The organism is Parabacteroides sp. 20_3, from assembly GCF_964238835.1.
Classification (GTDB): Bacteria; Bacteroidota; Bacteroidia; order Bacteroidales; family Tannerellaceae; genus Parabacteroides; species Parabacteroides distasonis.
Window position 1 is genome coordinate 233,288 of sequence record NZ_CAXSNO010000006.1, and the last position, 15,066, is coordinate 248,353.

Consider the following 15,066-nt stretch of genomic DNA (forward strand, 5'->3'; position numbering starts at 1 on the left):
TTTGATGCCATTTATTTAATCACAATAGATTTTTAGCGATGTTTAAATATTCATATAAATATGCACTGATGGTATACTTGCTGTTATTGAGCGCATCACCCATATTCAGTCAAAAAAGCGATGAATTGAGACATTCATTCAACGCTCCTCCCAATCAAGCGAAACCCCGTGTGTATTGGTGGTGGCTCTATAACCGAATAAACAAAGAAGGTATTACCCGAGATTTGCAGGAATTCAAGGAGAAAGGGATCAGTGGTGTGAATCTGATCTGCACCGGAGGATATGCAGGTGACAAAGCTTTAGAAGGAATCAAGTGGCTCAGCCCGGAATGGCGTGAACTTTTCCGGCACGCCGTCAGTGAAGCTAAACGACTGGATATCGAATTGGGATTCAACCTGTCCGGAGGATGGACGATGCTGGGTCCTTGGGTTACGTATGACAACGCAATGAAAAAAGTAGTCCAATCGGATACGATTATCGCAGGAGGTAAGAAAGTCTCCATGAAACTGGCTCAGCCGGAAACCGTAGAAGGCTATTATAAAGATGTCTGGGTACAGGCTTTCCGTATTGACACCACAAAGAAGTTGGTAGACGCAGAATCCGCAAAAGACCTAACCCTATACATGAAACCAGACGGAAACTTTGAATGGAAAGCCCCGAAAGGAAATTGGTTGATCCTCCGCACAGGATATACCTTGACCGGACATACTTGGAGCCGTTGGTTCGCCTATCCCCAAGGGGACACTTTCGCAGAAGGAGCCGGATATGAGATCGACTATTTAAGCAAAGCGGCCCTCGACAACCATTTCAACCACTTGGGAACAATTATTCTTGACGAGGTCAAAAAGGCAGGAGGCGATTTGGCCTATTTCTGGTCGGATAGCTGGGAATGCGGGAAATTAACTTGGACACAAGATTTCCCTGAACAATTCATGCACTACCGGAAATACGATTTGAAACCTTATATGGCCATATTGTCCGGATATATAGTTAAGGACTCTCTTTTTTGCGAACGTTTCCAAGAAGACTTCGATCGCACGATTCAAGATTGTATCGCCGATAATTACTACGGTCATTTTTACGATCTCTGCCATAAGAACGGACTGAATGTCGGCAATGAAGCCGGAGGACCTAATGACATTCCACCCCAGGATGTCTTAAAGAATCTAGGACGATGCGATATTCCTGCCGGCGAGTTTTGGGTTCATTACAAATTGCCGGAAGACGGAATGAACTCCCGGAAAAGCGCCCGGTTGAATTTGAAACAAACCGCCTCTGCCGCTCATATCTATGGTCTACGTGAGGCGCAAGCGGAAGCTTTCACCCAAATGGAACAAGATCGTACTCATTGGTCGTTAGGCCCGTATGATTTGAAACCGTATGCGAATGACGCATTCTGCGAAGGAATAAACCGCTTTATGTTGCACCAGTCAACCTGCCAGCCACCCGAGGATGGAAAACCAGGTTATGAGTTTTGCGCTGGACAGCATTTTACCCCCAACCTTACTTGGTGGGAACAATCATCCGCATTCTTCTCTTATTTATCACGATGCCAATATCTGTTGCAAGAAGGTAAATTCGTAGGCGACGTATGCTATTACATTGGCGAACAGACTCCATCACTGGTTCCTCCTCAGTACATCATTCCGTCGTTAGGTCTAGGATACGACTGTGATTATACGAATGTGGAGGTCTTGTTAACGAGAATGTCCGTAAAAGATGGTAGGATTGTCTTGCCGGACGGCATGAGTTATCGCTTACTCTATCTCCTAAATTGCGTCTCACCAGATAAGGAGATATGCGAGGCCGTTTCTCGCTACCAACAATTAGAAGTTCCTACCGAAGCATCGGAAATGATGTCCCTGGATGTGCTTAAGAAACTGCGTGAACTGATTATGGACGGAGCAACCGTCATAGGCGCACCACCAACAATGTCCGCAGGACTAGACAACTATCCTTATGCGGACAATGAGGTACGTAAACTGGCCTCAGAGATTTGGGGAGACTTGGATGGGAAAAACATCACAGAACGTAAATTAGGTAAAGGAAGGATCATCTGGGGCAAAACCGCACGCGAGGTTTTGCAAGCGGATAGAATCGGACAAGACTTCGCCTATCTGAACCAGACTGCAGAACCGGAAAAATTCAATTACATCCACCGTTCATTGGACGATTGCGATATATACTTTGTCATCAACCGGACAGGCAAACAAACTTCTAGCCAATTTACGTTCAGAGTTCAAGGTAAACAACCCGAGATTTGGGACCCTGTAACAGGCGAGATGAGAATAGCCTCCTCTTTCACCCAGCATGATGGATATACGACCGTCCCTTTAGAGTTCGTTCCGTACGGTTCTTACTTTGTCGTATTTGACAAGACAATCTCAACGGATAAGCAAGGAGAAGGCGATCGTAATTTCAGCAAGCTGGAAATAGCGCAAGATTTAAGCCACTCTTGGGAAGTGATGTTTGACACAACTATGGGAGGCCCACAAAAGGTCTTTTTCGAGGATTTATCCAATTGGATAGATCGGCCAGAGGAGGGTATCAAGTATTATTCGGGGACAGCCACTTACCGGAAATCATTCGACCTTTCTTTCAAGAAAGGAAACGGCGAACGTATCTACCTAGACCTTGGAGATGTCAAGCATGTCTCATCAGTTCGGTTCAACAACAAAGACTTAGGTGTCTTATGGTGCACCCCGTGGCGAATAGATATCACGGACTATGTAAAAGAGACCGGCAACTTCGTAGAAATCGATGTGATTAACTTATGGGCTAATCGGGTGATCGGTGATTGGAAATTACCCAAGGAACAACGGTTTACCCGTACTCATGATGTTTTCCGTTTTGACATGTTAAGAGCTAGTACCCCGCTTACGGACGCAGGTTTGTTAGGGCCGGTTAGCATTCTAAAAGAGAAAGTATGGGATGTGGATACACGAAGTATCGCCTTGGACTTATCCCCCGCAAAGTGGATATGGTATCCCGCAGGTAGAACCTTGCAAAATACATTTGTATTATTTCGGAAAGATATCGTATTGGACAAGAAACCTCATAAGGCTATCGGCTGGATATTGGCAGACAGCCGATATCGCTTGTTTGTCAACGGAAAGCGAATCCAATGGGGGCCAGCCCCTTCCGATCCTCGCTGGCAAGAGGCTGATCCAATAGACTTAACCGCATTTCTCACTGAAGGGAAAAATGTAATCGCTGTAGAAGTTTGCTTTTTCGGTTCTGGAGATGGTACACATCCAATGGGAAAGCCCGGATTTATACTAAACCTAGACATGGATCAAGAAAAGTTGGTGACCGATGCCTCATGGGATTGTTTTCTTGCTAAAAGTTGGCGACCGGGACAATATAAACGTTGGTTCCTACGCTCCTTACAGGAAGAATTCGATGCTCGGCTATATCCATACGGATGGGATACCTCCGATTTCAAACCAGACGAAAATTGGACAAAGGCTATCCTTGTAAGCCAAGATGGCAAGGAACCTTCCGTGTGCAACAGCTCCTCCGAGTATGTCTGGGAAATATTCGGTGACAAGCAATTGTCCGAGATACGGAAAAGAAGCATTCCCACTATGCGAGAATTTGATTTCCATGCCACTACGCTAGAAGAATCTATGTGGATCCATTGGAAAAGACCGGCGGAAGATTATTTTGATTTGTTGGTATCAGACGCTTTCGAGACAATCGATAAACCAATCACAAGATCTCTCGGGGATGGAGAGTGGGAAATATCACCGCAGGGAAACTACGCAGCTGCCCTGACATTCTCTTTTCCGGAACAAGGTGTCGGATGGCCTCATTTCACGATCGATGCACCCGAAGGGACCATAGTGGAGCTACTGGTTCATGAGGCTCATCAGAAAGGAGGCCCAGCACTTATCAACTCGCATTTCAATTCATGGTCGCGCTTCATCTGTAAAGAAGGAATCAACCATTTTGAGACTTTCGATTTTGAGAGTTTCAGATGGTTACAACTGCATATCCGCAACTTCAACCGTCCCATAAAAATAGCTTCAGTAGGTATGCGTCGTCGTATCTATCCTTGGAAGTCGGAACCTACTATCGTTATATCGGATGATACCATCCAACACGTAGTCAATGCCGCCGTGAATACATTATTTAATTGCGCTCAAGAAACTCTAGTAGATGGAATGGCTCGCGAAAGACAACAATACAGTGGAGACGGAAGTCATCAACTACACGCCGTAATCCAAACACTAGGTGATATAACGTTACCGTATCGATTCGTGAACACTTTCAGCCAAGGGCTTTCCATTGACGGATATTTCATGGATAGTTGGCCCGCATGGGATCGCTTAGCTCGTACGGTTGAACGACAAATGCATTTAACAGGTTGGGGCCCAATATTGGATCATAGTATTGGTTTTTGCTTTGATGCTTTTCATTACTATATGTACACAGGCGATCTACAAGGATTAAAGGAGGTCTATCCCAGACTACTCTCCTTCTTCAGCTATCTCTATAAATTGACTGACAAATCAGAACATCTGGTTCCGGTGGAGAACTTAGGAATGTGCTCTGTCTATATCGACCATGAGGCTTATAAGCAAACGAAGCATAAGCAACTCGCACTCAATCTATACATCGTTGCCATGTGCCGAAATGCCTTATCTACATTATGCCAAGCGTTTGGCGATACTCAAAAAGCAGATGAGATCAATCAGTATGCGGCGGACATTCTACAAGGATGTATCCAAAAATTTTGGGATAAGGAACAACAAGTCTATGTAAACAATCTACCATGGAAAGACGAGGAAGGAGAAATTCGTTACTGCGATCGTTCCTTAGCGACCGCCTTGATCTTTGATCTATGTCCAAACGGAGAGACCGCAAAAGCATTGAATCTATTAGAACAAAGTCCAGCAGAAATGGGAGTGTCGTATCCCTGTAACGCCGTATGGCCTCTATGGGCTTTGGTTAAATACAGGAAGATCAACACAGTCTTATCCGACCTAAGGGAAAAATGGGGCAACATGAGTTCCGTATGGGCCAATAATACGTTGCAAGAGTTTTGGCAGGCTTATCCCGACGAAGGTTCTCAATGGAGCCATTGTGCCATGTATCCCCTAATTACCCTCAACCAAGGTATCGCAGGAGTACATCCACTCAAACCCGGTTGCGAGAGGATTAAGATGGAACCTCAGTTAGGAGATCTTGAGCATATCCGTTTTGATGTGCAAACCCCCAAAGGAGCCATTCAATTCTCGGCACAAGGCATAAAAGGTAAACGTGAACTACGATTGCAAATACCGGAATCTCTCTCTATCGAGTTAAGACTGGATAAACGAGAAAAGGTGGATTTGCCACTTTTACGCACGGAAAAAGACGGAATCAACGTATATAAGATCACACATCCCGGTTCTTATGTATTAAAACTAAAATATACTTAATTGTTGGCCCATAACATTCTAAATTCGTTACTATATGAAAGAAAATAGAGTAATTTTAAACACAGCCATTCTCTTGATAAGTTCAATGAGTTTATTAAAGCTGTCCGCTCAGAATGAAAATTCATGTGTACCTACGAATCTTCGTTGTGAGCATTTGGCACGTCCTTTAGGAATCGACCGTCAGTCTCCCCGATTTAGCTGGTATTTGTCTGATACCCGAAATGGAGCTAAGCAAACGGCTTATCAGATCGCAGTAGGAAAAGACTCTTTGGCGCTATCTAAGGGAAAAGGTGCTATTTGGAAAAAGCAGATATCCGGAGACCAAATGCTGACCACTTATACGGGAAAGGCCTTAGAACCTTGTACACGTTATTATTGGAGTATCAGCGTTTGGGACAAGGACAAGAAGAAATCCCAGCCGGTTGTCTCCTCCTTCGAGACCGGCTTATTGACCCAAAGAAATTGGCAAGGCAAATTTATCTCAGACGGAAAGGATATGGAGTCTCGTGACACTCCTTATTTCAGGAAACAAATCTCATTAAACAAAGAGGTTGAATCCGCTCGTGCCTATATTGTCGCAGCCGGTCTCTACGAGTTATCTATCAATGGTGAGAAAGTCGGAGATCACTACCTAGATCCCGCCTTTACGGATTATGGAAAACGTTTGCTGTACGTGACACATGACGTGACAAGCCTTTTGCAACAAGGGAAGAACGCAATCGGTGTAATCTTAGGAAACGGATGGTATAATCATCAGCCAGTCGCAGAATGGAATTTCCACAACGCTCCATGGCGTGACAGACCATCATTTTGTATGGATATTCGCATCCGTTATACCGATGGAACAGAAGAGATCATTGCCTCGGACAATAGCTTTAAGACAAACTCCGGGCCTATCACGTTCAACGCTATTTATCTAGCGGAAAACCATGACTTCCGTAAGGACATGCCCAATTGGAATAAGCCTTCTTTTGATGACTCCTCTTGGCAAACAGCGACAGAAGTAGAAAAGCCGGATGTTATCATATCCTCCCAAACAATGTATCCTATTCGTATCACAGACTTTCGCAAGCCGATTGAGGTGAAAAAACTAAGTGATACGCTTTATCTGTATAACTTTGGGCAGAACTGGTCGGGTATCACCACTTTTACCGCACAAGGCGAAGCTGGTACGAAAGTAAAATTACGTCATGGAGAACAATTGGATTCCCGGGGTAAACGTTTGTTTGATGATAACAATACCCAATTCTATCAAAACGTAAACGAACCACTCAAGTATGGAAAACATCCGGAAGACGAATTGTTCCAAACGGATGTGCTTATCCTAGACGGGAAAAAGAACACGTTCACTCCACATTTCAACTATAAAGGATTCCAATATGTGGAAGTATCTTCCAATAAGCCCTTGGAACAGGACAAACAAGATATGACCTCCCATTTTATCCATACCGACTTACCACAGATCGGCACATTCGAATGCTCCGACTCTTTGATAAATCGTTTATGGCGTGCTACCAATTATTCATATCTGTCGAACTTAGCTGGGTATCCTACCGATTGTCCGCATCGTGAGAAAAACGGGTGGACTGGTGATGCGCATTTAGCCATCGAGACCGCTTTATTTAATTACGATGGTATCACCTTGTATGAAAAATGGTTAGCGGATCATCGGGATAATATGTATGAAAACGGACGGTTACACTGTATCATTCCCTCCGGAGGCTGGGGCAGCGACATCGTAGACTGGACTTGTTCCGTAACGCTTATCCCTTGGGCGATCTATGAATTTTATGGAGATCAGACCTGTTTACGTGATAATTACACCGAGATGAAGAGACATACCGATTACTGGTTGAGTAAGTTCCCCGATGGTTTAGTAGGAGATGCCGGATTGGGAGACTGGGTACCTCACAAAGCTGTAGCCAACCGAGAATTATCGGCCTCTATCTACCACTACAAAAACGCAGATATCATGTCACGCACAGCGAAGCTATTCGGTTATGAGGAAGAGTATAAATATTATAAGACCGAAGCGGAGAAAATAAAAGCAGCGATCAATAATAAATATCTCAACAAAGAGACCGGAATCTACGCTAGCGGTTATCAAACAGAACAGAGCATGCCACTCTATTGGGGTATCGTGCCAGAAGAACTGAAAGCGAAAGTCGAGGAACGTTTATCCGAACGTGTACACATGGATAAGGATCATCTGGATTTTGGCATCATGGGTTGCAAGACCGTACTGAACGCATTGACCGAAAGTGGGCACGTAGAACAGGCTTTCCGTATAGTCACACAACAGGACTATCCCTCATGGGGTAACTGGGTGAGACAAGGGGCAACTACCTTGTTTGAGAATTGGGATTATAATGGATTGGCGTGGGGATACTCACAAAACCATATCATGTATGGAGAAATTGGAGCCTGGTTCTATAAAGCTCTTGCCGGAATCAACTTTGATCCACAGCAACCCGGTTTTAAAAACATCCTGTTAAAACCGCACTTCGTGAAAGAGCTTACGTATGTAAAAGCTTCTTATCATTCACCGTATGGAGAAATTATCTCCGCATGGAAAAGAGTGGGCGACAAAGTGATTTATCAAGTGACTATTCCCGCTAATACAACAGCGACTTTATATTTGAAGCATAAAGACGTACCGAAAACTTTATCATCAGGATCTTATGAATTTGAAATTAAATAGAGTAGATATGAGAATTTTGAATAAGACAATTTTATCGGGAATGCTGCTTCTACAAATGTTCGCAATTTGCACACAGGCCTCTTCCTTGAAAGTGAACCACCTCAAATGCGAAGAATTGGTAAATCCGTTAGCAATAGATAATACGACACCTCATTTTAGTTGGCAATTGAATAGCGGCAGGCAAGGAGAGCAACAGACTGCTTATCAAGTATTAGTAGCTTCTGACAGGGAACGACTGAATGAAAACAAGGCCGATTTATGGAATTCTGGTAAGGTGACCTCCTCCGCATCTACTTGGATTCCCTATCAGGGAAAGCTTTTGGCCGCTAAAAGTTTTGCTTATTGGAAAGTACGTATTTGGAATAAGGATGGAGAAGTATCCGAATGGAGTACTCCTGCTTTTTTCGGTATTGGCTTATTGTCCCCACAGGATTGGAAGGCGCAATATATCGGTATAAACAACGAGGATCCTCAATCTCCCTTATTGAGAAAAACGTTTGAATGGAATAAGAAGGGAGATAAGATGCTGCTGCATGTCAACTCTTTAGGTTACCATGAGGTGTACTTAAACGGTTCGCCGGTAAGTGATATCGTATTGACCCCAGCGGTCTCACAATTCAATAGACGGTCACTTTCGGTCACCTACGACATCACTAACTCGTTGCGAATCGGTAAGAACGAATTGGTTATCTGGCTGGGAAAAGGTTGGTATCAAGACCAACTTCCTGGTGTCGTAAAAGGCGGTCCCTTTGTCCGTGCCCAATTAGAAGCGCGAAATAACAACGCATGGGAAACCTTTCAAGCCACAGACGCTTCTTGGCTGGCACGAGAAAGTGGTTACACCTCATTCGGGACTTGGCAGCCTCATCAATTCGGAGGTGAGGAGATCCATGCGGAAAAGCTGATCGCCTTGGATGCCGTTTCCCTAAACAAGGTAAGCTGGGCACCAGTCAAAGTTGCCGATATTCCAGAACACACCACCTCCCCACAAATGGTAGAACCCAATCGAATCCAACTAGAATTTCACCCGTTGTCCATAGAAGCATCCGGAGACACTGCCTGGATTTTCGATATGGGAACCAATCTGACCGGATGGACAAAGATCAAGTTTCCTCCTTTAGAGAAGGGAGAACGAGTTCGCATCAGTTATTGCGACTTTTTGGATAAACAACAGTTCCGGGATAACTTATATGAGGATTATTACATCGCAGCAGGCAAAGAGCAAGAGGTTTTTATCAACAAGTTCAATTATAAGGCATATCGTTACCTGAAGGTGTCCAACCTAAAGCAGGCACCGGCATTAAACGATGTTACGGCCTATCTGATCCATACGGATTATTCAAGTTCCTCTTCTTTTGCTTGCTCTGATGAAGATTTGAATGCAATTCATGATATGATACAATACACCCTACGCTGCTTAACCTTGGGAGGATATATGGTAGACTGTCCTCAAATTGAGCGTTTGGGATATGGTGGCGATGGGAATGCGTCAACACCCACGGTTCAGACAATGTTCAACCTTGCTCCGCTTTATACGAATTGGATGCAAGCTTGGGGGGACTGTATGCGCACTAACGGAAGTATGCCTCATACGGCTCCAAATCCGTATGCAGCTGGTGGTGGACCATTTTGGTGCGGTTTCATGATCGCAGGTTCTTGGCAAACGTATGTGAACTATGGCGATGCTCGTTTGTTGGAACGCTATTATCCATTCATGCAGCAATGGCTGGAATATGTAAAAGAATACACGGTCGATGGCTTATTGAAAACATGGCCGAATACAGATTATCGGAACTGGTATCTGGGAGACTGGGCAACACCGAAAGGGATTGACCAAACAGATCCCCGATCAGTAGACCTGGTAAACAATTGTTTCGTAGCAGTTTGTTATCAGACAATGGCTAAGATCGCTCAAACATTAGGCAAGCCTAACGACCAGAAACTGTATGAAAGCAAAAACGAGCAGTTGAGAACATTGATTCATAAAACATTTTACGACTCAAAAGAGGCTAGTTATGGTACCGGTACACAGATCGACTTGGTTTATCCGATGCTTGCCGGAGTTACTCCCGAATCACAACTATCTAACTTGTTAAACACATTGTATAAAAACACCGCTGAACGTTTCCGCAGCCACCTAGCAACCGGCCTAGTGGGGATTCCCATAATTACGGAATGGTGCATCAAGAACCAACAAGTCAACTTCATGCTCCAAATGTTGAAAAAGCGTGATTATCCGAGCTATTTGTATATGATTGATAACGGTGCGACCACGACCTGGGAACACTGGAACGGAGAACGCAGCCATATACATAACTGCTACAACGGGATCGGCACTTGGTTCTATCAAGCCCTGGCAGGGATCATGCCGGACGAGGCGCATCCAGGCTATAAGCATGTACGAATCTCTCCGCAATTGGCAAAAGGGATCTCTTGGGTTAAGGCCTCGAAAGAAACACCTTATGGCAAGATACTTGTCCATTGGGAGAAAAAAGAGGGTAGTTTGTTGTTAAATGTAACGATCCCCGCCAATAGCGAGGCGACAATCACTTTGCCAAGCCATACAGGGCAAGTCCGTTTAAATGGCAAGACGCTAACAAACGCTACCTCGATACATATCCCTTCTGGCAATCACCAAATCGTTTCCTCTTTATCTACGAATCCCGAAGTTGAATAATCATAAGTTTCGAGCCTATCGATTTGTCATTCCCTGGTCGTAGAGACACAGCACACGATGCCTCTACAACCGGGGAAGAATATAGTTCCATTATTTCTTACAGCTTAATCTTAATGTCCTTATCCCGTAACGAGGGATAGAAAGACGCATTGAACTGGCGCCTTTCTTCTCGGTGACAGTTAAGTCCTCAACCAGACGGTTATCCAATTCCACCAAGCTCGCTTTCACGTCTTGTCCTTGGAAGGTTATCGTTTTAGGGGAGGCATCGCTTTGGGCATTGAATAGGCGGATGTAAAGGTCATTACCTTTATAGACCATGGAGACCAACTCGTAGGCATTATTCTCTATCCGGAAAAGGGAACCGGATGTCAAGGTAGCATCGCCGCCCAAGGTCGCGACCAAAGGCTCATTGCGTCGTTCGCTTTGTGTCCAAATACGGCTTTTCTCCCAAGTTCCGGCATGAGGGATCAAGGCATACGAGATCTCGGTCGGACGGTCTATGATATAATCCCGGCCCCACAAGCCTTTACCGGCGTATTGTACGTTCAAGGCCAATGGGAAATCCTTACCATGCGCATAGCTGGTCGTATGATCCGTGAATAATGACAGACCGCAAGAGTTATCTTTGCTCGCTACATCCACCCAATTCAAAATGATATTATGCTTGATGCTATCCCAACGATTGAAAAAGGTATTCTCCAACCGGCTCTCGCAAACATCGAACGGAGCGTCCTTATAAATCTGTTGGTTGGCGATCTGGGTAGGTAGATACACCAGAAGTTTGTAACGGTCGTCATAAAATGCCTTACGGGGATTATCCGCACGGAATTCGATACCCGGCTCACCAATGCGAGGGTTTCCTGTCCAATCCAGTTTAACATTCATATCGATGCGAGGCTCTCCCTGCGTTAACCGGATCGTTTGGGTAAATGAATACTTTCCGATCTTGCCTTTCACAGCTACCTTCACGAATAAGGGCCCTTGCTCCAACACGCTCACCTCAGCCGGTTGATCCATACTGGAAAGGAAACCACCCTCATCGATAAAATATCCCCGAAGCTCATTGAACCCACGTTCATTCCGGTTATCCACGAATTCCTTGCCTCGTACGGCTTTCGCTTTCAAGCTTTCTATTACACCTCCTTTAGAGGGGTTTAGCACCAAGGTGTATAAATCACTTTCCATGCGAAACGTACCGTCTTTCTGTCTCTCAGCCTTCAAGGTTCCAGACTGTTTATCCTCTGCCTTCCGGATCGCATAAGAGGCATAACCGGCCGAGGGGACTTGCGCACGAAACAAGAGTTTTGAAATGCCGTCTTCCATCAACCATTGAGCCGGTTGTTTCTTTCCTTGCTTATCAAGAACCACCCAATCCGAGTTTCTCCATGAGACGGGAACTTCCACCGCCACCAATTCATTCCGGTCGGTAGCCAAGGTATTATATACGTACACCGTGGATTCACCTTCCTTTTCTTTCAATAAGGACAAGGCGTTATCAATTATCTGACGGCTGTTTTGATTGGTCACCCCAGTCCAATCCGTAACCGTCTCCGCCCATGTCTTTTTCCCTTGTAGTTGATTGTAAGGAACGATCCAGCAATCATGATGCTGGGACAATAGAAGCGTGCGCCATCCCTCATCGATACGTTCAGTCGGCCATTCCATGCCTTTGTATAAGCGAGCGTAAGCCGCCATTTTCTCCGCACGCACGATAGCGTTCTCGGCTACCCGTACCTCTCCGGCCAAACGCTGCATGACCTGCGTTCCCCACATCAAGCCACCTAGGACATCCTCTTGCGAGAAATACCAATCATCCTGAGTAGTCCCGACGGAGCAGTCTTGGATGTAATTCCGCCAAGTCTTATAGGCGGTCGGCGTATAATAGGCCGCCGTATCCTGTCCCAGCCAAGGGCCTTTATCCCAGCCATGGCTCCATGCAGCGTCTTGTATACACATTCCGACCGGGTGCTGAATACCGGTATCCAAGCATTTATGGATGTAGTCCTTCGTATTGAACCACGAGATGGATTGCCAGCAAGAGCCGGGTTGTAAATCCTCGCAGGCGTAACGGGGGACGGTGGTAAGTCTCGTACCATCCGGCCCTACCCAATTCACCAACTCACCTCCGTAGGCGCTTACGTAGCCACCCCACATCGTATTCGGGTTCTTAGTAGAGGCATACGAGAAGCCGAATGACTTCAATATATAGGGCAGGCAACTGGTAAAGCAAGGCTCCTCCGCCGAATAGGTGGTGAATACCGCCTCGGGGAAATGTTTCCGGATCAGCCGTATTCCATATTCGAATTGGCGGATAGCGCTCTCGCCGGATGTCCCGAAGAAATAACTTTGGGCATAGGTCGGGTTTACGTACTCGATCCGCCCGCTCTCCACGGATTGATCCTTAAATAAGCGCTTGAAAGCCTCGTAACCTTCGGGGTCTCGTTGCCGTACGACTTCCCATGATTCAGGCTCGATCTCGATATTGATATTCCAGTTGGGATTCTGCCTTAATTTCTGGGCGATAAAGGCGGTCTGCCCCACCGGGTAATGCCCGTAGATACCGCCATGATAGCCATCGATGAAATAGGCTTGTTGGGCATCTGCCCAACCGGCCAACAAGAATTGGCTTAATACGAATATCGCTAGTTTCTTTTTCATATAATATGTACTATTAATTCACATTTAGAATACTTCCAGTCGGTGGGAGACGGGGCACGCCCCGTCTCTACAAGTCTGTAAATTTCTTGATCTCTATTCGCAAGGGGATTGGTTTATTTTGCTCATAGATCCGGTTAACCAGATCCTGTTGCTCATTCACGCAATCCTCACGAATCCCCTTGTGCATGTATTGTAGCCAAAGGTCGCCGTTCCATTGCAAGAAGATGTCGTGGGGACGGTATTTGCGCAAGGTGTCCACGGCAGCCTCGTTGCAGGCCCAAAGCATGCCCGTCTTCCGCATCAAGTTATATTCCACCCAATAAAATTCACGCATCTTACGCTCTTTCAACCAGCGTTCCTCGTTCATCTGGCGGATCTTCATCGCTTGTTTATACTGCGGGGTATTCTGAAGAAGAGCCATATTGATGCCTCGCTCCAACTCCCTCGCCGTAAAACGACCGATAAACTCCCCACCGATCGTCAACCCGTAATATCCATCCGACAAACCGCTCACGGACAATCCCTCATAATTCATCTCATCCATAAAAGGGATAACACTCAAGGCATCTGCCTGCGTATGTTTCTCATTATCATAATAAGAGGTATCGATAGGATACGGAAGCGATTTCGCCTCGTACGTAAAAGTAAGGTTATCCGAGGATACAGACAAATCCGAGACACGGCAATTATCCGAGCGAGTCACCTTTTTCCCCGCTCCGTCTATCCGGATATCGGCTACCGGCTTACCGGCCAGACCTTGCGCCTTCAAGAAGAGATAAGCCATGACCAGATGCCCGTCCGTAGAGGGATGTATACGATCCTTCCCGCATAAGGTATACATGGAATCCTCCGCTTGCTCCCATTGGTTGATCGCTACCATCGGGCGGTTAAAATCCACGAATCCCCATTGATTCTCCCGGGCCCGGGCATTCAGGAAATCCACGATCTCCAAGATCGGCGTATTCTTCCCCGGGAAAGCGACCTTATTGAAACGAGAAGTCTCGTCATAAGGAGAGCTTCCGATCAAGATTTTCCTCACCTCCGGATACTTCTTATAGACCTCCTCGATAAAGGCATAATCCCGGCAAGCTTTCTCTACCCGGTTCCGGGCGATCGTATCCGCCCCCGGCTTCCGAAAATCCATATAGCCGACATCGTTCATGCCAAAAGATAGCGTCACCACCGTAGGCTCATGTTCGAAAACCTTATCCAACCGCTGGTAAATCATCTCGGCTACATCCCCACCTACTCCCTCGTTAAAGATATCGATGCGTTGATCCGGGAAACGGGTCATATAGTATAGCCAGATATATGAATGATAATGACCACCGCAAGTAATGCTGTTTCCCACGAAAGCGATCCGATCTCCTTTCTGAAACGGAGCTATCGACTGAGCATATACTCCAGCAAGGCTTGATAAAAACAAACAGACAAACAAAACATATCTTTTCATCTCTATTTCTCTCTTCTCTAATTTTTTGTGATGAATAATATATACCGTGTTAAAAAATATTACTATCAATAGTAATCGTATTTATCATGGATAATAATCCGGATTACTACAGATAGTAATATCCTCCCACACACCTCTAGCCTAGAGAATC

The 15,066-nt window shown here is 45.5% G+C and carries 5 protein-coding genes; 3 read left to right on the forward strand and 2 right to left on the reverse strand.

Going from position 1 to position 15,066, the window contains the following annotated elements; translation table 11 throughout:
* Positions 1-68: 68 nt before the first annotated feature.
* The 3 genes from ACESPU_RS14040 to ACESPU_RS14050 all read left to right on the forward strand — a co-directional run bounded on the left by ACESPU_RS14040 (position 69) and on the right by ACESPU_RS14050 (position 10,804).
* Positions 69-5,426 carry a glycosyl hydrolase gene (locus ACESPU_RS14040; RefSeq protein ID WP_373133459.1) on the forward strand — a complete coding sequence of 1,786 codons (5,358 nt, stop codon included), beginning with the start codon at positions 69-71 and terminating at the stop codon, positions 5,424-5,426.
* A gap of 85 nt (positions 5,427-5,511) precedes the next feature.
* Entirely contained in the window at positions 5,512-8,127 is a 2,616-nt protein-coding gene (locus tag ACESPU_RS14045) for a glycoside hydrolase family 78 protein (RefSeq protein WP_233563923.1), read from the forward strand.
* A 7-nt stretch (positions 8,128-8,134) separates the two neighbouring features.
* Positions 8,135-10,804 carry a family 78 glycoside hydrolase catalytic domain gene (locus ACESPU_RS14050; protein WP_122378887.1) on the forward strand — a complete coding sequence of 890 codons (2,670 nt, stop codon included), beginning with the start codon at positions 8,135-8,137 and terminating at the stop codon, positions 10,802-10,804.
* 90 nt (positions 10,805-10,894) lie between these two features.
* On the opposite strand, the gene ACESPU_RS14055 is transcribed toward ACESPU_RS14050, so the two are convergent.
* On the reverse strand, positions 10,895-13,462 hold the full coding sequence (locus ACESPU_RS14055; protein ID WP_373133460.1) for a glycoside hydrolase family 38 C-terminal domain-containing protein: 2,568 nt from the start codon (positions 13,460-13,462) through the stop codon (positions 10,895-10,897).
* A gap of 67 nt (positions 13,463-13,529) precedes the next feature.
* Positions 13,530-14,915, reverse strand: a complete 1,386-nt coding sequence (locus ACESPU_RS14060; protein ID WP_005865905.1) for an SGNH/GDSL hydrolase family protein — start codon at positions 14,913-14,915, stop codon at positions 13,530-13,532.
* Positions 14,916-15,066 lie beyond the last annotated feature (151 nt).

What these genes read in the sequence shown, in the direction of transcription:
- ACESPU_RS14040 (WP_373133459.1), top strand. Translation starts at nt 69, where the DNA reads ATGGTATACTTGCTGTTATTGAGCGCATCACCCATATTCAGTCAAAAA.
- ACESPU_RS14045 (WP_233563923.1), top strand. Translation starts at nt 5,512, where the DNA reads ATGAGTTTATTAAAGCTGTCCGCTCAGAATGAAAATTCATGTGTACCT.
- ACESPU_RS14050 (WP_122378887.1), top strand. Translation starts at nt 8,135, where the DNA reads ATGAGAATTTTGAATAAGACAATTTTATCGGGAATGCTGCTTCTACAA.
- ACESPU_RS14055 (WP_373133460.1), bottom strand. Translation starts at nt 13,462, where the DNA reads ATGAAAAAGAAACTAGCGATATTCGTATTAAGCCAATTCTTGTTGGCC.
- ACESPU_RS14060 (WP_005865905.1), bottom strand. Translation starts at nt 14,915, where the DNA reads ATGAAAAGATATGTTTTGTTTGTCTGTTTGTTTTTATCAAGCCTTGCT.